The organism is Mesorhizobium sp. BR-1-1-10, from assembly GCF_020165595.1.
Classification (GTDB): domain Bacteria; phylum Pseudomonadota; class Alphaproteobacteria; order Rhizobiales; family Rhizobiaceae; genus Mesorhizobium; species Mesorhizobium australicum.
This window is the reverse complement of the sequence record NZ_JAIUIL010000002.1, coordinates 334,597-355,352: the sequence shown is the minus strand read 5'-3', so window position 1 is coordinate 355,352 and position 20,756 is coordinate 334,597. Positions and strand designations below refer to the sequence as shown.

Annotated in this window: 12 protein-coding genes; 9 read left to right on the top strand and 3 right to left on the bottom strand. The window is 63.0% G+C overall.

Annotation, left to right across the window (positions count from 1 at the left end):
* Positions 1 to 6: 6 nt before the first annotated feature.
* The 5 genes from hutU to LB555_RS04675 all read left to right on the top strand — a co-directional run bounded on the left by hutU (position 7) and on the right by LB555_RS04675 (position 14,146).
* Positions 7 to 1,677 (top strand): urocanate hydratase, encoded by a 1,671-nt coding sequence (hutU, locus tag LB555_RS04695; RefSeq protein WP_140720852.1) that lies wholly within the window; start codon positions 7 to 9, stop codon positions 1,675 to 1,677.
* 3 nt (positions 1,678 to 1,680) lie between these two features.
* Positions 1,681 to 2,259, top strand: coding sequence for a HutD family protein (locus LB555_RS04690; protein WP_015318305.1), 579 nt, complete (start codon positions 1,681 to 1,683; stop codon positions 2,257 to 2,259).
* Between the two features lie 288 nt (positions 2,260 to 2,547).
* A complete protein-coding gene (locus tag LB555_RS04685; protein WP_224682356.1) occupies positions 2,548 to 11,136 on the top strand; it encodes a GH36-type glycosyl hydrolase domain-containing protein in 8,589 nt (2,862 codons plus the stop codon).
* 371 nt (positions 11,137 to 11,507) lie between these two features.
* Positions 11,508 to 13,280 carry a glucan ABC transporter ATP-binding protein/ permease gene (locus tag LB555_RS04680; RefSeq protein WP_015318303.1) on the top strand — a complete coding sequence of 591 codons (1,773 nt, stop codon included), beginning with the start codon at positions 11,508 to 11,510 and terminating at the stop codon, positions 13,278 to 13,280.
* A gap of 104 nt (positions 13,281 to 13,384) precedes the next feature.
* Positions 13,385 to 14,146 carry a heme ABC transporter permease gene (locus LB555_RS04675; protein ID WP_015318302.1) on the top strand — a complete coding sequence of 254 codons (762 nt, stop codon included), beginning with the start codon at positions 13,385 to 13,387 and terminating at the stop codon, positions 14,144 to 14,146.
* 4 nt (positions 14,147 to 14,150) lie between these two features.
* On the opposite strand, the gene LB555_RS04670 is transcribed toward LB555_RS04675, so the two are convergent.
* Positions 14,151 to 15,209 (bottom strand): D-TA family PLP-dependent enzyme, encoded by a 1,059-nt coding sequence (locus LB555_RS04670; protein WP_015318301.1) that lies wholly within the window; start codon positions 15,207 to 15,209, stop codon positions 14,151 to 14,153.
* A gap of 198 nt (positions 15,210 to 15,407) precedes the next feature.
* Here LB555_RS04670 and LB555_RS04665 point away from each other — a divergent pair, with 198 nt between their 5' ends.
* Positions 15,408 to 16,094 (top strand): D-lyxose/D-mannose family sugar isomerase, encoded by a 687-nt coding sequence (locus LB555_RS04665; protein ID WP_015318300.1) that lies wholly within the window; start codon positions 15,408 to 15,410, stop codon positions 16,092 to 16,094.
* A gap of 71 nt (positions 16,095 to 16,165) precedes the next feature.
* On the top strand, positions 16,166 to 16,567 hold the full coding sequence (locus tag LB555_RS04660) for a hypothetical protein (protein WP_015318299.1): 402 nt from the start codon (positions 16,166 to 16,168) through the stop codon (positions 16,565 to 16,567).
* Positions 16,568 to 16,597: 30 nt separating this feature from the next.
* On the opposite strand, the gene LB555_RS04655 is transcribed toward LB555_RS04660, so the two are convergent.
* Together LB555_RS04655 and LB555_RS04650 are read right to left on the bottom strand one after the other, a co-directional pair.
* Positions 16,598 to 18,283 carry a hypothetical protein gene (locus LB555_RS04655; RefSeq protein WP_015318298.1) on the bottom strand — a complete coding sequence of 562 codons (1,686 nt, stop codon included), beginning with the start codon at positions 18,281 to 18,283 and terminating at the stop codon, positions 16,598 to 16,600.
* A gap of 133 nt (positions 18,284 to 18,416) precedes the next feature.
* The gene (locus LB555_RS04650; RefSeq protein ID WP_015318297.1) at positions 18,417 to 19,049 is read right to left on the bottom strand and encodes a hypothetical protein; all 633 of its coding nucleotides are present in this window, start codon (positions 19,047 to 19,049) and stop codon (positions 18,417 to 18,419) included.
* A gap of 351 nt (positions 19,050 to 19,400) precedes the next feature.
* Here LB555_RS04650 and LB555_RS04645 point away from each other — a divergent pair, with 351 nt between their 5' ends.
* Together LB555_RS04645 and LB555_RS04640 are read left to right on the top strand one after the other, a co-directional pair.
* The gene (locus LB555_RS04645; protein WP_015318296.1) at positions 19,401 to 19,883 is read left to right on the top strand and encodes a YidB family protein; all 483 of its coding nucleotides are present in this window, start codon (positions 19,401 to 19,403) and stop codon (positions 19,881 to 19,883) included.
* An 8-nt stretch (positions 19,884 to 19,891) separates the two neighbouring features.
* Positions 19,892 to 20,368 carry a hypothetical protein gene (locus LB555_RS04640; protein WP_224682355.1) on the top strand — a complete coding sequence of 159 codons (477 nt, stop codon included), beginning with the start codon at positions 19,892 to 19,894 and terminating at the stop codon, positions 20,366 to 20,368.
* Positions 20,369 to 20,756 lie beyond the last annotated feature (388 nt).

The window sequence follows — 20,756 nt, the reverse complement described above, 5'->3', positions numbered from 1 at the left end:
ACAATGATGAACAATCCCCGTCACAACATACGCGAAGTGCGCGCCCCGCGCGGCGACAAGCTCAATGCCAGGTATTGGACCACCGAAGCGCCGCTGCGCATGCTGATGAACAACCTGGACCCGGACGTTGCCGAAAACCCCAACGAACTGGTCGTCTACGGCGGCATCGGCCGGGCGGCGCGGACCTGGAACGATTTCGACCAGATCGTTGCTTCGCTGAAGATGCTTGGCGAGGACGAGACGCTGCTGGTGCAGTCGGGCAAGCCGGTCGGCGTGTTTCGCACCCACCCGGACGCGCCACGCGTGCTCATCGCCAACTCCAATCTGGTGCCGCACTGGGCGACCTGGGAGAAATTCAACGAGCTCGATAAAAAGGGCCTGATGATGTACGGCCAGATGACGGCCGGCTCCTGGATCTACATCGGCACGCAAGGCATCGTGCAGGGCACCTACGAGACCTTCGTCGAGGCCGGCCGCCAGCATTATGGCGGCAATCTCAGGGGAAAATGGATATTGACCGGCGGCCTCGGCGGCATGGGCGGCGCGCAGCCGTTGGCCGCCGTCATGGCCGGCGCCTGCTGCCTGGCGATCGAATGCAATCCCGACTCGATCGATTTCCGCCTGCGCACCCGCTATGTCGACGAGAGAGCCGAGACGCTCGACGAAGCCATGGAAATGATCGAGCGCTGGACCAAGGCCGGCGAGGCGAAGTCCGTCGGCCTGCTCGGCAACGCCGCCGAGATCGTACCCGAAATGTTCCGTCGCGGCATCCGCCCCGACATGGTCACCGATCAGACCTCTGCCCACGACCCCATCAACGGCTATCTGCCGAAGGGCTGGACGATTGCCGAGTGGCGCGAAAAGCGTGTCAGCGACCCCAGGGCGGTCGAGAAGGCGGCTCGCGCCTCCATGCGCGAACATGTCGAGGCGATGGTGGCGTTCTGGAACGCCGGCGTGCCGACGCTCGACTATGGCAACAATATTCGCCAAGTCGCCAAGGATGAAGGGTTTGAAAACGCCTTTGCCTTCCCCGGTTTCGTGCCGGCCTATATCCGTCCCCTCTTTTGCCGCGGAATCGGCCCGTTCCGCTGGGCAGCACTCTCCGGTGATCCAGAGGACATCTACAAAACCGACGCCAAGGTCCGCGAGCTCACTCCCGGCAACACCCATCTGCACAATTGGCTGGACATGGCCCGCGAGCGGATCTCCTTTCAGGGGTTGCCGGCGCGCATCTGCTGGGTTGGCCTCGGCGACCGGCACCGGCTGGGTCTCGCCTTCAACGAGATGGTGGCCAAGGGCGAACTGAAGGCGCCCGTCGTCATCGGCCGCGATCACCTCGATTCCGGTTCGGTCGCCTCGCCAAACCGCGAGACGGAAGCGATGAAGGACGGTTCGGACGCCGTGTCCGATTGGCCGCTGCTCAATGCGTTGCTCAACACAGCTTCGGGCGCCACCTGGGTGTCGCTGCATCATGGTGGCGGCGTCGGCATGGGTTTCTCGCAGCATGCCGGCATGGTTATCGTTGCCGACGGCACGCCGGATGCTGCAAGGCGCCTGGAACGGGTGTTGTGGAACGACCCGGCGACCGGCGTCATGCGCCACGCCGATGCCGGCTATGACATTGCGATCGAATGCGCCAAGGAGCACCAGCTCAACCTGCCTGGCATTTTGGGCTAAGCCATGCGCGTTCTTCGTGCCGCCGACTACCGCGTCATGCCGTGGAAGAACGGCGGCGGTACGACGACCGAGATCGCCGTCTCGCCCGCTGGCGCTGGGCTCGACGATTTCGACTGGCGCGTCTCGATGGCCCGGGTCGAGACGAGCGGGCCGTTCTCCAGCTTTGCCGGCATCGACCGCACCCTGTCGGTTCTGGAAGGCGAGGGGATCGTGCTTAATGTCGCCGGCCGTCCGCCCGAGCGGATGACAGCGGCTTCCCAGCCTTTTTCCTTTCCAGCCGACCAGCCCACGAGTGCCGCGCTGATCGCGGGCCCGATTACCGATCTCAACGTCATGACCCGCCGCGGCCGCATGTTGCATCAAGTCGAACGCCTGCCGGTTTCGGCGCCTGTGGAAATCTCGACCGAGGCCTGTTCCACCCTCATCCTTTGCCACAGAGGCCATGCCATTTTCGCCGGCGCCACGCCTATCCGCCTCGAGCCGCTCGACACCCTGCTGCTCGGGCCGGATGTGCCTATCTTGCGGGTTGAGCCCGCCCCGGATGCGACCCTTTTCGTGGTCCGCATAATCAGGGCCGCCTGACGGGTTTGCCGCCAACGGTTACCGCCTGTTTCCAAACATGATCGCGATGCCGGCGAAATATAGCGTACACTGACGATGGCATCACGAAAAAGCCCGAATCCTCTCCGTCGATCGGTCCCGACGGGAGCGAGGGGCGCTCGTCTTTGAGTTGGTCGAAAGATGACGCTCCGTCGTGGTGCGGAAACAAACTTTCGGCATAGGGGTTGATGCAGCCGATTGCATTTGAACCGGTTTTAGGGCCATTGCCGTGGCGGTGACGCCGCTGAGTGCCCGCTTACGGAATTTTCAATGAATATTCAGACGAACCCAGCCCAGATCGAGAAGACAAGCGCGAGCTTCCCGGCCGTCACGGAAGAGCCGATACGATCGGTATTCCTGCCGGAGGAACGGCTCCGGCTGCTCGGCGAGAGCCTTGCCAAGGGCGATCTGACGGATCTGTTCGGCCTGATCCCGTTCGACTTCCAGGCCCGCATCCGTGACAGCGCCAAGAAGATCCTCGAGGTCTACCGGTCGACCAATGCCGCGCAGGGGAGGGGCGAAACCATCACGCCGGCCGCGCAATGGCTGCTCGACAACAACTATCTGATCGAGGAAACCATTTTCCAGGTCAAACGCGACCTGCCGCGCCGCTTCTACCGGCAATTGCCAACGCTGAAACTGCCCGATGGCGGCACCGTGCCGCGCGCATTGGCGCTGGCCTGGACCTATGTCGCGCATTCCGACAGTTCCGTCTCGGCGACCATGTTCAAGTCCATCGTCCAGGGTTTTCAGTCGGTCGAGCCGCTGAAAATCGGCGAACTCTGGGCACTGCCGTCCCTTTTGCGCTTCGTGCTCATCGAAAACCTCCGCCGCCTGGCGGTCAGGGTCAACCGCACCCGCCAGATGCGCCAGATCGCCAACGACGTGGCCGACAAGGTGCTGGCGACCGACGACAATCCGGACCGGCAGGCGATCCTTGCCAATTTCAGCGCGCATGCACAGGACACCACCTTCGCCACTCAGCTGCTCTATCGCCTGCGTGACGGATCGCAGAATGCCGGCAAGGCGCTGGAGTGGCTGGAAGGCGAACTCGAAAAGACCGGCTCGGATGCCGAGGAAATCATCATTTCCGAGCACCAGACGCTGTCCAGCGGCAATGTGACCACCGGCAACATCGTTCGCGGCCTGCGCCTCATCAACGACGTCGACTGGACGGTGTGGTTCGAAGGCGTCAGCCGCATCGATACCGTGCTGCGCGAGCGCACTGATTTCGCCGCGCTCGACTTCTTCTCGCGCGATCAATACCGCACCGCGATCGAGGAACTGGCACGCCGCTCGAACCTGTCGGAGTACCGTGTCGCCGAAAAAGCCATCGAACTAGCCGGCCATGCTGTCAGCGAAACCGTCCCGGAGAGCGGTGAGGGGGTTGATGCCCAAGCTGCATCCGTTCACACCGATGTCGGTTTCTATCTCGTTGGCCCGCGTCGGCTGGAACTCGAAAAGACGATCGGTTATCGGCCCACGATCAGCCAGATCGTCAAGCGGACCTTCGCCAAGACCGGATGGCTTGGCATCGTCCTGCCCGTCTTCGCCCTGACCGTCCTGCTGCTCGTCCTGTCGGGCAACGCCCTTTCCAATCTCGGCCTGTCGGTTCCGTCCATCGTGCTGATGCTGGCCCTGTTTGCCGTGCCGGCCAGCGAAGGCGCGCTCGCTTTCTTCAACACCGTGGTCTCGCTCTTCCTCAAGCCGACACGCCTGATCGGCTATGACTACAGGCACGGCGTGCCGCCCGAGGCGCGCACCCTGGTGGTCGTGCCGTCGCTGATCGGCTCCCGTGACGATGTCGAGGAAAACATCCGCAACATCGAAGTGCATTACCTTGCCAATCTGGCGGACGAGATCCATTTCGCGCTGCTTTCGGATTGGCCCGACAGCAAGATCGAGATCGATGCGGCCGATACCGAGATCCTCGACTTCGCTCGCGCCGAAATCGCCCGCCTCAATGCGCGCTATCCCTCCGAAGGCGCGCCGCGCTTTTACATCCTGCACCGCCGCCGGCTCTACAATGCCGCTCAAGGGTCCTGGATGGGTTGGGAGCGCAAGCGCGGCAAACTGCACGAACTCGATCTCTTGCTGCGCGGCGACAGCGATACCACCTTCCTGCCGCTCGAAGTGCCGCTGCCGGAAAAAGTCGTCCATGTGATGACGCTCGACGCCGATACCCGCACCACCCGCGATGCGGTATCGAGCCTTGTCGGCAAGCTTTGCCATCCGCTCAACCGTCCGCATTTCGACGCCACCAGGCGCGTCGTCACCGCCGGCTATACCATCCTGCAGCCGCGCATCACCGCTTCGCTCACCAGCGGCGACGAAGCTTCGTTCTTCCAGCGCGTGTTCTCGGCCAATCGCGGCCTTGATCCTTATGTCTTCGCTGTTTCGGACCTCTATCAGGACGTCTTCAGCGACGGGTCCTTCACCGGCAAGGGTCTCTATCATGTCGATGCCTTCGAGGCCGCTTTGCAGGGCCGCATCGAGGAAAACACCATTCTCAGCCACGATCTGCTCGAAGGCGCGCTGGCGCGCGCCGCGCTGGTCACCGACGTCGAACTGGTCGAAGATTACCCGACCCGCTACTCGGTCGATGCCTCGCGCCACCATCGCTGGGCGCGCGGCGACTGGCAGCTTTTGGGGTACATCTTCAACCCGCGCTCCGGCGTTCCGGCCCTGTCGCGCTGGAAGATGGTCGACAATCTGCGCCGCTCGCTGACGCCGATCTTCTGGGTGATGGCGGCGATCGCCGGCTGGACCTTGCTGCCCTTCACGCAGGCCGCGCAGTGGCAGGCCTTGCTGATCCTGAGCCTGTTCATGGCGCCGACCTTCGACGTCGTCAACGCCATCCTGCCCAAGAGCGGCGACCAGACGCCGCGCGGCCATTTCTCGGCGCTGGCGCGCGACGTCGCCTTCGGCACCGCCATGGTGGCGCTGAAGATCGTGCTGATGGCACATAACGCCTGGATGATGGGCGATGCCATCGTGCGCACGCTCTACCGGCTGTTCGTCAGCCGGCAGAACCTCCTGGAATGGCGCACCGCCTCGCAGGCGCACAAGGCCGGCGACAACGATGTCGGCTCCTACTACGGAATGATGTACGGCGCCGTGATCATCGGCTTTGTCGGCCTCGCCATTCCGGTGCTGGCCGATTCCACGGGTGCCTTCGTCGCCTTTTTCTTTGCCTTGTTCTGGATCGGCTCGCCGGCGATCGCCAGCTGGATCAGCCGCTCCGCTGAAACCGAGGATCGGCTGCGCATATCGCAAGCCGACATCCACACGCTGCGCACCGTGGCGCGCCGTACCTGGCATTATTTCGAGAGCTTCGTGACGGCAGGGCATCACAATCTGCCGCCGGACAATTTCCAGGAGAGCCCCGCGCCAGTCGTGGCGCCGCGCACCTCGCCGACCAATATCGGCGTCTACTTGCTCTCGGTCGTCTCGGCACGCGATTTCGGCTGGATCAGCCTGTCCGATGCCATCACCCGCATCGACGCCACCATGACCACCATCGAGAGCATGCCGCGCCATCGTGGCCATCTCTTCAACTGGTACGATACCACGACGCTGAAGCCGCTTTATCCGCTCTACATCTCGGCTGTCGACAGCGGCAATCTCGCCGGCCACCTGGTGGCGGTGGCGGCTGCCTGCGCCGAATGGGCGGAAGCCCCTTCCGTCCACCTGCAGGGCGATTTCGAAGGCATCCTCGATACGGTGACCATCCTGAGCGAAAGCCTCGATGAACTGCCCGACGACCGCCGCCAGTTGCGCCCGTTGCGCCAACGCCTTGTCGATCGCCTCGACGGCATGCGTCGCGCGGTTGAGACGATCAAGGCACAGCCGGAAATGGCCTCCATCCGCACCATCAACCTGGCGGTGCTGGCCGGCGAAATCCGCAAGCTCGCCACCGCCATTCACACCGAAGCCGCATCGCCGCAAAGCGACGTCATCGTCGACTGGACGGCACGGCTCGAAACCACCTGCGAGGCGCACGTCCACGACGCCCACAGCGACGAGAACGCCGTCGAGGCTCTGCGTGCCAAGCTGCTCACCTTGCGCGAGCGCACCCGTCGTTTCGCCTTCGAGATGGAGTTCGCCTTCCTGATGCGGCCGGAGCGCAAGCTTTTGTCGATCGGCTACCGGGTCGAGGAACATCAGCTCGACGAAAGCTGCTACGACCTTCTCGCCTCCGAGGCGCGGCTGACCAGCCTGTTCGCCATCGCCAAGGGCGATCTGCCGACCGAACATTGGTTCAGGCTTGGCCGCCCGATCGTCGAGATCGGCTTCCAGGGCGCGCTGATGTCGTGGTCCGGCTCGATGTTCGAATATCTGATGCCGCCGCTGGTGATGAAGGAGCCGCAAGGCTCGATCCTCAACCAGACGAGCAAGCTGATCATCAAGCGCCAGATGCAGTATGGCCGGCAGAAGAATGTGCCGTGGGGCATTTCGGAAGCGGCCTACAACGCCCGCGACCGGGAACTGACCTATCAGTACACCAATTTCGGCGTGCCGGGGCTTGGGCTGAAGCGTGGCCTTGGCCAGAACACGGTGATTGCGCCTTACGCGACCATCATGGCGGCGCAGTTCAACCCGCGCGAAGCGGTGCAGAATCTGACCCGGCTGCGCGAGATCGGCGCGCTTGGCCGTCATGGCTATTACGATGCGGTCGACTTCACGCCGCAGCGCGTACCGGAAGGCACCAACCACGCGGTCGTGCTGAACTACTATGCCCATCATTCGGGCATGTCGATCGCCGCCGTCGCCGACGCCATCTTCGAAGGTCGCCTGCGCGATCGCTTCCACAGCGATCCGGTCATTGAATCGGCCGAATTGCTGCTGCAGGAGAGGGCGCCGCGCGACATTCCGACCGCCACCGTCCGCACCGAGGCCGACGAGCGCTCCAAGGACGAGACGGAGACCGAGAGCCCCGACACCCGCATCGTGCTCGATCCCGCGCGGGCGTTGCGTTCGACCAATGTGATGTCGAATGGCCGCTATTCGGTGATGGTGACCGCGACCGGCTCCGGCTACAGCCGCTGGGGCGATCTTTCCGTCACCCGCTGGCAGCCCGATCCGGTCGAGGATCGGCTTGGCTCCTACATCTTCCTGCGCGATGCCGCCACTGGCGACTGGTGGTCCGCGACTTCGGAACCCAGGCGCGCGGCCGAGGAAAAGACGCAGGCCCTGTTTTCCGATGACAAGGCGAGCTTCGTGAAGCTGGTCGGCACGCTGCGCTCCGAAGTGGAGTGCATCGTCATCTCCGAGGGCAATGGCGAAGGCCGTCGCATCACGCTCTACAATGAGAGCACATCCGACCGTCACATCGAGGTGACGTCCTTTGCAGAACTGGTCCTGGGTTCGGAAGCTTCCGACAACGCGCATCCGGCCTTCTCGAAAATGTTCGTGGAAACGGAAATCGCCGCCAACAACGGCGCGATCTTCGCCACGCGCCGCAAGCGTGAAACCAGCGAACCGGATGTGACGCTGGTGCATTTCGTCACCGATCCGTCGGGACCGGCGCGTGATGCCGAGGCCGAGACCGACAGGCGCGCCTTCATCGGCCGTGGCCGCACCATCGTCGATGCCGCCGCCTTCGATCCAGGCGCCAGGCTTGGCGGCCATTCCGGCTTCACGCTCGATCCCATCGCCTCGCTGCGTCGTCAGGTGCGCGTACCCGCCAACAAGAAAGTATCGCTGACCTTCTGGACCGTCGTCGGGGCAAACCGTGCCGAGCTGGAGGAGGCGATAAGCCGGCTCGACCATCAGGAGAGCTTTGCCCGGCAGGCGATGCTTGCCTGGACGCGTAGCCAGGTGCAGACCCGCCATATGGGCCTCAGTCTGACCGACGCGGCCAATGTGCAGAAGCTGGCGCGCTATCTGGTCTATCCCGACCCGTTCCTGCGGTTGCCGGCCGAGTCCATCGCTTCCGGGTTGGGCAAGCAGTCGAGCCTGTGGCCGACCAGTATTTCGGGCGATTACCCGATCTTCCTGGTCAGGATCGGTGACGTTGCCGATCTCGAGATCGTAGCCCAGGCGTTGCGCTTCCAGGAATACATGCGCACCCGCGGCATGATGATCGACTTCGTCGTGGTCAACGAGCAGGCTTCGTCCTATGTCCAGGATCTGCAGCGCGCGGTCGAGACGCTGTGCGAAAACAGCCGCTTGCGCGGCAAGGAACTCGGACCCCGCCAGCACATTTTCGCGGTGCGCCGCGACCTGATGGAGGAAACCACCTACAAGACGCTGCTCGCCGTCGCCCGGGTTGTGCTGCATACACGTAACGGCACCATCTTCGACCAGATCGAACGGGCCGAGGCGGCCGCGCTGCAGGCGCGCGATGGCTTGCAGCCGGCAGGATTGCCGGGTTCGCGCGAAATCGCGGCGCTCGCACCGCAGATGCATGCATTTGCCTCGCAGGCGGTGGCCGACGTCAGCGCCGATGGCTCCGGCCTCAGCCTGTGGAATGGTTTCGGCGGCTTCGACGGCGACGGGCGGCACTATGTGGTGCGCCTGGCTGGCCGGCGCACGACGCCGCAACCCTGGATCAACGTCGTCTCCAACGCGTCGTTCGGCTTCCACACCTCGGCCGAGGGAGCGGCCTTCACCTGGAGCCGCAACAGCCGCGATTACCAGCTGACGCCATGGTCGAACGATCCGGTGTCCAACCGGCCGGGCGAGGGCGTCTATATTTACGACCAGGCCAGCGGCAAGGCGTTCTCTCCGCTCGCAGCGGTGGTGCGCGATCCCGCGATGACCTACGAGGCTTGGCATGGCCAGGGCTTCTCGACCTTCCGCTCGAAGCGCGGACCGTTGTCGATGGACCTGACCCATGTCGTCGATCCCATCGATCCGGTGAAGATCACGCGGCTGCGCATCCAGAATTCCGGCCCGGTGCCGGCTAGGCTGCGTGTCTATGCTTACGCCGAATGGGTGCTTGGCGGGCATCGGTCGCGCACCGCGGCAACCATAGTGCCGTCCCGCGACGGGGCCACCGGCGCGTTGCTGGCGCAAAATCCCTACGGGCTCGATTTCAGCGAGCGGGTGGCCTTCCTCGCCGCCGACACCGGCGTCCACTCGGTGACGTCAGACCGGGCCGAGTTCCTCGGCCGGCACGGGTCCAGCGAGCTGCCACAGGCGGTGCTGAGCGGTTCGGCCCTGTCGGGTCGAGTCGAGGCCGGAGATGATCCTTGCGCGGCGATCGCTCGCGACGTCGAGATTCCGGCCGGCGCCGACGTCACGCTCATCTGGCTGCTCGGCGATGCCGATTCCGCGGCGCAGGCGAGCGCGTTGGTGCAGACGCACCGGGGCAAGGATTTCGACCAGCGCCTGGCCGACAATGAACGCGAATGGCGCGCCTTCCTCGACACCATCCAGGTGGAGACGCCGGACAAGGCACTCGATGCCATGGTCAATCACTGGCTGCCCTATCAGAGCCTTGCCTGCCGCATCCGCGCCCGCTCGGCCTTCTATCAGGCAAGCGGCGCCTTCGGCTTCCGCGACCAGTTGCAGGACACGCTCGCCTTGCTGGCGCATGACCCGAAGCTGGCGCGTGACCAGATCCTCAACGCCGCGCGGCGGCAATTCCCGGAGGGTGACGTGCAGCATTGGTGGCTGCCGCGCACCGGCGCCGGCGTGCGTACCTTGATCTCCGACGACGTGGTGTGGCTCGCCCACGCCACGTCCCGCTATCTCATGGTGACCGGCGACGCCGCCATCCTGAAGGAGCAACTGCCTTTCCTCGACGGACAGGCGCTGGGTGAAGGCGAGCACGACGCCTTCTTCACCCCGGAAATCTCGAAGAAGACAGTGTCGCTCTACGACCACTGCGCGCGTGCGCTCGACCTTGCCATCAAGCGCAGCAGTCCAGCCGGCCTGCCGCTGATCCTTGGCGGCGACTGGAACGACGGCATGAACCGTGTCGGCGAACACGGCAAGGGCGAGAGCGTGTGGCTGGGTTGGTTCCTGTTGAAGACGCTGGGCGACTTCGCCGCGGTCGCCAAGACCGAGGGCGACACCAAGCGCGCACAGGCCTGGGCAAAGCATGCCGACGCGCTGAAGCGGGCACTCGAAAGCACGGCATGGGACGGCGAATGGTACCGGCGCGGCAGTTTCGATGACGGTACGCCTTTGGGCTCGCGTACATCGCAGGAGTGCAAGATCGACTCCATCGCCCAGTCCTGGAGCGTGCTGTCGGGCGAGGGCGACCCGGCGCGGTCGACCACGGCCATGCAGCAGGCGACGAAGCTGCTCGTCGACGACCGTCTCAAGATCGTCAAACTGTTCACGCCACCCTTCTCGAAGACACAGAAGGACCCCGGCTACATCAAGAGCTATCCACCTGGCGTGCGCGAGAATGGCGGCCAGTATACCCACGCGGCGACGTGGTTCGTCATTGCGCTGGCCGAGATGGGGCAGACCGATGAAGCTTATCGCTGCTTCTCAATGCTGAATCCGGTCAACCACGCGTTCGACGAGGCCTCGGCCGAGCACTACCGCGTCGAGCCCTACGTGGTGGCGGCCGATATCTACGCCGGCGATGACAAGGGAGGTCGCGGCGGCTGGACCTGGTACACCGGCTCGGCGGGCTGGCTTTATCGGGCGGCGGTCGAAGGCATCCTGGGCATCGAACGGCGCGGCAAGCAGATCACATTCCGGCCGAAGCTGCCCAGCCACTGGGATGGCTACCAGGCTTCACTCAAGATGCTGGGCGCCGAGATCAAGGTCCAGGTCATTCGCGACAAAAAGGCCAAGACGATCTCGCTCGAAGTCAATGGTTCGAAGACAAAATCGACGTCCTTCGCACCCAAAGCTGGTGACCAGACCGAGGTCGTGGTCAAGATACCGGCATGAAATCAACCATTTAGTGATTAGATCGCGCGTCCTCCAGGACGCGCGATGCCGTGCATTGTTTACTTGCGCGTGGGGTGCCGACGACGTTGGCCAGCCGCCCGGACGAAGTCATGCCGGCCTGCCGTGATTAAAAATGTGGCACAGCTCGACCACTGCCATGATTTTGCCGCAAGGCTGACATTTCACCTTTTATCTCAAACTGTTAGGTGATCACGCCAGATTTCGTATCGTCGTCATCTTTTGTTCGCTAAATGGGAACGGAAGAGATAGACGGGCATTGTTTTGCGACGCATCAACCGTTACGTGTCAGGAAATGGTGCGGTGCACAATATTGGTATTGGGCACAATAGAACGTTGGCGGAGTAGCTGAAGTGTCACTTCTGCAGATCTATTGGAGAGCGCTGGGGTATCTGGCTGCCGACAAGAAGCGCGTCGCGCTGATCTGTTCGGCCAACGTCGCTCTTGCAGCCATCGCGATCCTTGAGCCGATCATGTTCGGCCGGGTCATCGACGCGATTTCCGCGCACGGTTCGGTTTTCTCCACGCTCGCCGTGTGGGCCGGCCTCGGCGCCTTCAATGTCATGGCTTTCGTCCTGGTAGCGCGCGGCGCCGACCGGTTCGCGCACGCCCGGCGCAGCGAAGTGCTCTGTCAGTCGTTCGAGCGCGTCATCACCATGCCGCTCGCCTGGCATCATCAGCGTGGCACCTCGAATGCCCTCCACACGCTGCTGCGCGCCGTCGAGACTCTGTTCAGCCTCTGGCTTGAATTCATGCGCCAGCACTTGTCGACCGCTGTCGCGCTCGTTCTGCTGGTTCCGACGGCGCTCAGCATGGATGTGCGCATGTCGATGGTTCTGCTCGTGCTCGGCGTGCTCTATGTCGGCATCGGCCGCCTGGTGATGAAGCGCACCAAGGAAGGCCAAGCTGCGGTCGAGCGCCACTATCACAAGGTATTCGCGCATGTGACGGACTCGGTGAGCAACGTCGCCGTGCTGCAGAGCTACAACCGTCTCGGCTACGAGGCCGAGGCGCTGCGTGGCTACGTCAAGAACCTGCTCGACGCGCAGAACCCGGTGCTCGACTGGTGGGCTATCGCCAATGCGCTCAATCGGCTGTCGTCGACGATCTCGATGATGGTGGTGCTTCTGATCGGCGCTTACCTGGTCACTCATGGCCAGCTGCGCATCGGTGACGTCATCGCCTTCACCGGCTTCGCCACGCTGCTGATCTCACGGCTCGATCAGATGTCGGCTTTCGCGAACCAGATTTCGGAAGCTCGCGCCAAGCTCGAGGATTTCTACAAGCTCGAGGACTCGGCCGCCGATACCGCCGAGCCGGATGGTCTGCGCGACCTTGCCAACGTCACCGGCCATGTTCGTTTCGAGGATGTCAGCTTCGAGTTCGCCAATTCGGGGCAGGGCGTCAGCGACGTGTCCTTCGAGGTGCAGGCCGGCCAGACCGTCGCCATCGTCGGACCGACGGGTGCGGGCAAGACCACGCTCATCAACTTGCTGCAGCGCGTCTTCTCGCCGTCCAGTGGCCGTATCCTGATCGACGGCATCGATACCCGCACGGTGACCCGCAAGTCGCTGCGCCATTCGATCGCCACCGTGTTCCAGGACGCCGGGCTTTTGAACCGCTCGATCGAGGACAACATCCGCGTCGGCCGCGCCGATGCGACCAACGACGAGATCCATGCCGCCGCCACCGCGGCCGCGGCGCAGGATTTCATCCTGGCCAAGAGCAATGGCTACGACACGGTGGTCGGCGAACGTGGCGGCCAGCTCTCGGGCGGCGAGCGCCAGCGCATCGCCATTGCCCGTGCCGTGCTGAAGGATGCCCCGATCCTGGTGCTCGACGAGGCGACCAGCGCACTCGACGTCGAGACCGAGGACCGCGTCAAGGAAGCGATCGACGAATTGCGCCGCGACCGCACCACTTTCATCATCGCCCACCGCCTGACCACCGTCCGCGACGCCGATCTGGTCGTGTTCATGGACAAGGGCAGGGTGGTCGAGATGGGTGGCTTTGCCGAACTGTCGCTGCGCAACGGCCGCTTCGCCAGCCTGCTGCGCGCCGGCGGCCTGCTCAACGACGAGGAAGTCCGGCGCCTCAGCCGGTCGGTGCAGGGCGAGGCCGCCTGAGCCGTTAACGGTTCCGCCTTCTCCCGAACGGGAGGAGGCAAGACCAGAGCTGCGACACCGCCGCTCGATTGCCCCAAACGCATCGGCGGTCTATGTAAAGTCGCATGAGTGACACCACCTCACGCCTGAGCGGCCTGACCGATCTTGCCAATCCGACGCGGTTCGTCGGGCTTGCCGACAAGCTTGTGCCGTGGCTGGCGGCGCTCGCCGCGCTCATCCTCGCGATTGGCCTCTATATGAGCTTCACCGCGCCCGAGGATTTCCAGCAGGGTATCACCGTTCGCATCATGTACATCCACGTGCCTTTCGCCTGGCTCGCCATGATGTGCTATACGCTGATGGCGGTCTCCGCGCTTGGCACGCTGGTCTGGCGCCATCCGCTGGCCGATGTCGCGCTGAAGTCGGCCGCACCCATTGGAGCGGTGTTCACCGCGCTGGCGCTGATCACCGGTTCGATCTGGGGCAAGCCGATGTGGGGCACCTGGTGGGTGTGGGACGCTCGCCTGACTTCTGTCTTCGTGCTGTTCCTGATGTATCTCGGCATCATCGCGCTGACCCGTGCGCTGGATGATGCCAGCCGCGCCGCCTGGGCCGCTGCCATCATCACGCTGGTTGGCTTCATCAATATCCCGATCATCAAATTCTCGGTCGACTGGTGGAACACGCTGCACCAGCCTGCCTCGGTGTTCCGGCTCGGCGGCCCTACCATCGACCCGAGCCTGCTCTGGCCTCTGCTGGTGATGGCTTTCGGCTTTACCGTGCTGTTCTTCGCGCTGCACCTGATGGCAATGCGCACCGAAATCCGCCGCCGCCGGGTGATAGCCATGCGGCGGGTGGCAGCGCGGCAGGCGGAGCGTCCGGTCTAAAACCTCATGTCATCAGCCCGCGAGCCGCCACTGGCAGCGTTTCGAGAACCTTCTCGTCGTCTATCAGATTGACCTCGTTGAACAGGTTGGTGACGACGCAGCAGTGGTCCGGCACCACGCGCACGCGTTCGCCAATGCGCAGCCTGCCGTCGCCAGAAAGCGTGACCGTGCCGTGCTCCTCGCTCAGGCCCGTCACCAGTGCTCCGGGGACGCCCATCAACTCTCCAAAATCCTTTAGCCCTAGCGTATCGCTGGACAGGGCCTTGCTGCCGCTATCGAGAATGGCGCGGGTCGCTGTCGGATGGCTGACCACGGTCGCGAGCACCGTCAGCGCGCAATCGTCCAAGGTGCCGACGCCTTTGGCGACCTGGTAGCGATCGAGATAGATGTAGGTTCCCGGGCGATACTCCGTGACGACGGATGCGTCGACGGAGCGCCACATATCAGGCGTGCCGCCACTGGAGATGCGCTCGCAGGCAAGCCCCGAGGCAGCCAGCGCCTGCTTGGCGGTGGCGAGCCAGGCTTCGGCTTCAGCCGCGCGGCCGGCGGCCGGATAGGTCATCAGTCCGCCGAAGGTGAGGCCACCAGCCTTGTCGATCAGCCTTGCCAGCGCCACCGCTTCATTGGCTGTCTGTACGCCGCAGCGACCCATGCCGGTGTCGCATTCGACCAGCACGGACAGAGGATGGCCGGCATCGGTGAAAGCTGCCGCGAGCCCTTCCAGCGTGTCCATGCTGTCGGCCGTGACCGACAGGGTCACGCGGCCATGCAGCGCCTTCAGCCGCTCGAGCTTGGCGCGCCCCAGGATGTTGTAGGGAAGAAAGATATCGGTCAGCCCGGCGTCGGCCATTACCTCGGCCTCGCCGATCTTCTGGCACGTGATGCCGACGGCACCTGCCGCCATTTGCTTCTTCGCCCAATAAGGCAGCTTGTGCGTCTTGATGTGCGGCCTGAGCTTCAGTCCGTTCTTGTCGGCATGAGCCTGTGCACGAGCAATGTTGGCTTCGGCGCGTGCGACGTCGATCAGGATCGAAGGCGTATCGAGGTCATGGATGGTCGGCATCGGCTATCCCTGTGCAATTCGCAAGGGTTATGAGCCTCAAAGCACGCGATGTCACGCGGCCAGCGGGCCGCGATCTGTTGGCCATGACTGGCCCGCGCAAGGCTCGAACAGACAGGGCTCGAACAGGCAAGGTGGATCGACACCGCACCGGCGTTCGGCTATGCGATTGTCGGAAAAATCGACACGAGGGTCATCATCATGAAACGCTCCGCCATCAACGACATCATCCGCGAAGCCGACGCTTTCATCCGCTCGTTCGGCTATATCATGCCGCCCTTCGCCTACTGGTCGCCGGAAGAGATGAAGGCGCGCCAGGTCGATTCTTCGGCCATCTTCACCTCGCGGCTCGGCTGGGACATCACCGACTATGGCCAGGGCAAGTTCGACGATCTCGGCCTGTTCCTGTTCACCGTTCGCAACGGCCGCTACGAGGACATGAAGAAGGGCATGGGCATGCTCTATGCCGAGAAGATCATGATTTCGCGCAAGGAGCAGATGTCGCCGATGCACCGCCACAACATCAAGGCCGAAGACATCATCAACCGCGGCGGCGGCAAGCTGGTGCTTGAACTGTTCATGCATGATCGCGACGGCGGCATCGACCCCAAGGCCGAGGTTTCGGTGCCGGTCGACGGAACTATCCACAGGCTGCCGGCGGGCGGACTGCTGAAGCTTGATCCCGGCCAAAGCGTCACGCTCTTGCCCGGCGTCTGGCACGCCTTCTGGGCCGAGGGCAAGGATGTCCTGATCGGCGAGGTGTCGACCGTCAATGATGATCGCACGGACAACGTCTTCCGCGAGCCGATCGGCCGTTTCGCCGATATCGAGGAAGACACACCGCCGTTGCATCTATTGGTGGCCGACTATGACAAATGGCTGGGCTGACGGCATCCGTCCTCAACCCGCTTTGACCCCGATTTGCTGGGCCAGCACCCAAGCCCGAGGAGAAATAAGTCTTGAAATCAGCTCTAGTTCTAGCCATTGCCGCCTTGGCGGCGCTCAGTTTCGGTATGCCGGCCCAGGCGGCGGGCTTCACCAACATCGTCCTTTCCGCGACGAAGGACGGGGGAACGCCTCAGAGCAACTTCCCTGTCGAGACACCGGCGATCTACGTCTCGGCTGACCTTGTGGATATCGCGCCGACCTCGAAAATCACGTTCTCCTGGGTCTCGGTTGATTCCCACGGCGCCGCGCCGGAGAACTATACGATCGACAAGGTCGACCTCGACGTAGGAGCCAACAATCAGGCTGATTCACAACTCAGCAAACCAACGGCGGGATGGCCGGAGGGCACCTATCGGGTTGATTTGGCCATCGATGGAACGGTTGCTGAATCGGTGCCCTTCAGCATTCCATGATTGAACTGCCCGGGAAGGGTGCGATGGGCATCAAGGACAACAGCTGAGTGCCGATTGCACGCCCGTCCGGCACAGGCACGATGAGCTGATCGGCACATCGGCCTTGGCCAGCGCCGTGGCGAGTTTTGCCTGCAGTGCAGGCAGCTCTTGGCTCTCGCCGCGCCGCCCCAAACATTCCACCAGCCCGTGCAGCGCCCAGACATTGTCCGGGTGCCGGGCGCAGCGCTGCACATTGCCGCTCAGGCCGAGATCGTCGCGATAGACCTGCTCCGCCTCTTGCGCGTGGCCCTGGTCGAGAAGCAGCGCCGCCAGCGCATGGCGCGGCGGGTGCATCCACGCCCACGGCTCGGTGTAGGACAGATTGTCGTCCAGCTCGACCGCGTGCCTGAGATGGCCATAGGCCTGCTCGTGCAGGCCCTGATGGTAGGCAAGCTCGCCGTCGAGCAAGGCGGCACCGACGGCGAGCGAGGCGCGGGCCGGGTTGCTGAGAAAACGCCGCTCGGCTGGAATGCCTTCGAGATGCTGGTGGAAGCGTTCACGCTCGCGCTCGGCGTCGGTGAATTGCCTCAGCGTCGCATGCGCCACGCCCTTGGCGTAATGCTGCATGGCCGCCGTCAGCACATAGAGGCCGGGCTCTTCGGTTGCCGGCTCGTCGATGATTTCCCGCCAGCGACCGAAGCGCACCAGCACGTGCGATTTCATCGCATGGTAGCCTTCCACGGTCTGGGTGAGTTTGGGCCGATCCTGGATGGCGACCACGTCACGCGTCACCAGGCTGCGCACCTTGTCGGCGGCCCACAGCGCTGGCTGGTACTGGCCCGACAACATGCAGGTGAACATCATCAGGTGCAGATCGTGGCAGCAGCCGAGCAGATAATAGGTCGGCTCATTGGCGTAGGCGATATAAAGGTCGTTGGCCCGAACCGCCTTTTCGCTGGCGAGCTTCGCTTTCTCATACTCGCCGCACAGCACATAGATATGCCCCGGCATGTGGTTCATGTGCCCGGCATCGGGGCACATCTCGCCGAGCAGATCGGCCGAGCGCATGCCGCGTTCCGGGATGGTGGACATTTCCAGCAGATGGATGTGCAGATGGACGATCGCCGGATGCTGGGCGGTGCCGGCCTCGTCTGCCAGCAGGATTGACCGCTCGCAAACCTCCAGCGCCTCGACGACATCGGAATTCGGCGCCGGTTCACCGGTCTTGAGATTCCACAGGCGCCGCACCGTGCGCATCATCAGCGCCTCGACGAGAAGCGCCATCACATCATGATCGTCGGGAAAATTTTGATAGACCCGCCGCATCGCGGCGGCATAGGCGTCGTCCCATTGCTCGAATTCCTGTGGCGTCACCCGGTGCGGTTTCCGGAAGCGGCAGGCCAACGCCTCGATCAATTGTCTTTCGACCTCGCTGGCTGCAGCCGCACTGGCGCGCGCGAGCTGGACATGCTCGAAGCAACGCTTCGTCGCGCTGTTTGCCTCGGCCTCGCCATGCTCTTTCCAGGTCAGATTGTAGAAAGGCCCGGCTGCATAGGCGATGCCCCAATGAACCATCGGGCAGTCCGGATCGGTCTCCAGTGCCTTCTCAAAGCACTTGATGCCTTCCTCATGGTTGAAGCCGTAGCACCAGTTAAGACCGATATCGAACCAGCGCTGGGTTTCGGTGGAGCGGGTGGAGATCGGGCGGCGGTAGGCGCCGAGATTGAAGCGATCCATGGGGTCTCATTCAAGTCTGGTTCGCCACGAGCCAAGCCCTGGCCAGATTCTTCGCGATCAATGTGTTCCGAAATTCGTAGCCGTGGCAAACACCATGGTTTGGGGTGAGTGTGAAGAGCGGCAGCGCGCCGTCCTAGTCGGTTGCTTCGGGCGCCGCTTCGTCTTGCCAGCCGCCTAACTCCGGCAGGTCGTCAAGCCAACTTTTCTCGGTTATCACGGCATCGCCGGCCCGCGGGGCGACCTCGGCGGCGTTTTGAATCAGCCAGTCCACCCACTTCCGATAGGCAACCGGGTCCATCCGGGGCGGCAGCACCTTGGCCTTGAGCAGCATCCTCTTGCGGAAGCTGGTTTGCCTGCGCAGTTTGGTCGTCGTGAACTTGATAGCCTTGCCTTGGTATTCAACCGTCCAGCGGTCGCCCCCATGACCGACAAGCCTGTCTACCGAGAAACCGGCATCGACCGGTCTCTCCCGCCAGGGAAGCTCGATGGCGTTCCTCCTCAGATCGAGAACCCATCGCCTGTAGTTGGCCCCGGGACACTGGGGCGGCAGCACGCCGGCCTGTTCGAGCATCTTCCGTCGGAAGGTAGGCTGCTTCTTGAGCTGGCCGGTCGTCAGCTCGATGCGATGTCCACGGAATTCGACATGCCAGCGGATCCTCCCATTGCCGACATACTTCACCAGCCTGTCGATAAAGAACTCGCCATCGGCAAGCATCACGCAGCCTTGGCTGATGCTTTCGACGATGAACTCGGTGTCAGTGACCATCAGGCGGCCTTGCAGGATTTGTTCGCGAAGCGTGGCGACAGCGATGTGCCGGATTTATGCATCAGAAAAGTGTTCCGGTTCCGATTTTCGCTAAGTGACCATTTTCATTGAAAAATGCTTGGCTGGGGTTCCTGGAAGCTTTTCGAACTTTCTGGGTCGCGCCTCAGCCTGAATTGCGGGTGCTTACGGACAAAGTAGGATACTAGCTTCGGGTTTGTGAGGCATCGACTTCCTGGCGCGTTTGCCCACCTCATGTGCACGTCCGGAGGTATCCACCTAAGGTTTGGTGGCCAATGCGGAACTTTTGGCAGGCCGAGAGCTTCTCCAAGCTCGAGACCACAGGAGGAACGAGTGGCCAATCCTGGAAGACTTGCGATCGCTATGCTGGGGGTCTTGGCTTATCAAAACCGCGACACGATCGCAGAGATGATCCGTGGAGCGGGAGAGCGCGATGCAAACAATCCGCAAGGGGGGATACTGGACCAGGTGTCCAGGGGCGTTGCCGGCACCGCGCTTGGCGATATTCTCGACCGTTTTAAAAATGCAGGTGCTGGCCCGAAGGTGGACTCCTGGGTTGGCACCGGGCCGAACGAGCCGATCGAGCCTCATGAGGTGGAAAAGGCTATCGACGCGCAGACGCTGGAGGCACTTTCAACGCAGACTGGCCTCTCGCGCGAGGAGCTCATTGCGAGGATCACCAGGGATCTGCCGGACGCCGTTAACCAGATGACCCCAAACGGCAAGCTGCCAGCAGATCACCGAACGAACGACTCGGTCGAGCCGACCCTACTAGACGACGTGCCACGGACAGGGAGCGGGACGCCGAAGCAATAGGAACAGCTATGAGATATGGTCCCCATATTCTGCTGAGTTTACTTGTCACCACGGTGCCCACGTCGCTGCTCGGTGCTCAGGGATGGCAGGGCTTCGGGATCAAACATCTCGGCTTCGTGTTCGATGTCCCCCCGGGGTTTGTACTTACCCAGCGCTCCGACCAAGGGGCAGCCTTCGAGGGCAAAAACAAAGCGTTTCTCGCAGTATGGGGGGCGCAACTCGGCAAGGCGAGTTTTCGCACCGAGATAGAGCATCGCATGGCAGTGAATGAGCACGACGGCTGGAGGTTGACCTATAAGCGAGTGATGCCGCAATGGGCCAGCTATTCTGGGCTGAAGGACGGTCAGATACTGTATGTCCGGGCCGTCAAAGTATGCGACGGCCGCGCGGCATTGTTTACGGCCACCTATAGTCGTGACGAAAAGCTCCCCTACGATCCCATTGTCGTTCGCATGGTAAGATCGCTAAGGGCCGATGGTTGTTAACCAAGCTGTATACGACCCGGCTGGATGGCGCTGCTTGCATGTCCTGCTGGTAGGGCATCGCATCGATCTCCAGAGGCCAGTCCGATCAAAGCGACGTCAACGGTTCTACGCCTCCTGGTTGTCCACGCTTGAGAGTCACGGCCCTGGACGCGACCGCTCGCCGGCGAGGCCCTTCGCTGCCGGCATCCGTCGAGACGGGTACGCGTGAGCACGGCATCGAAGCTCCAGGAACAAAGTGGTTCCGCTAATGTTGGGAGAAAAATTAGCGGAGACTAATATGAAATTCTTACCCGTTCTGGAACCGTGCGACACATGGGCGGTATTCGACACCACGAGCGACGAACCGGCCGAGTTTGCAGGTGAGTGCCTCATTGGTCTGACAAAGGCC

Excerpts from the sequence above, each read along its gene's own strand:
- hutU (WP_140720852.1), top strand. The coding sequence starts at position 7 with ATGAACAATCCCCGTCACAACATACGCGAAGTGCGCGCCCCGCGCGGC.
- LB555_RS04690 (WP_015318305.1), top strand. The coding sequence starts at position 1,681 with ATGCGCGTTCTTCGTGCCGCCGACTACCGCGTCATGCCGTGGAAGAAC.
- LB555_RS04685 (WP_224682356.1), top strand. The coding sequence starts at position 2,548 with ATGAATATTCAGACGAACCCAGCCCAGATCGAGAAGACAAGCGCGAGC.
- LB555_RS04675 (WP_015318302.1), top strand. The coding sequence starts at position 13,385 with ATGAGTGACACCACCTCACGCCTGAGCGGCCTGACCGATCTTGCCAAT.
- LB555_RS04670 (WP_015318301.1), bottom strand. The coding sequence starts at position 15,209 with ATGCCGACCATCCATGACCTCGATACGCCTTCGATCCTGATCGACGTC.
- LB555_RS04665 (WP_015318300.1), top strand. The coding sequence starts at position 15,408 with ATGAAACGCTCCGCCATCAACGACATCATCCGCGAAGCCGACGCTTTC.
- LB555_RS04655 (WP_015318298.1), bottom strand. The coding sequence starts at position 18,283 with ATGGATCGCTTCAATCTCGGCGCCTACCGCCGCCCGATCTCCACCCGC.
- LB555_RS04650 (WP_015318297.1), bottom strand. The coding sequence starts at position 19,049 with ATGGTCACTGACACCGAGTTCATCGTCGAAAGCATCAGCCAAGGCTGC.
- LB555_RS04640 (WP_224682355.1), top strand. The coding sequence starts at position 19,892 with ATGAGATATGGTCCCCATATTCTGCTGAGTTTACTTGTCACCACGGTG.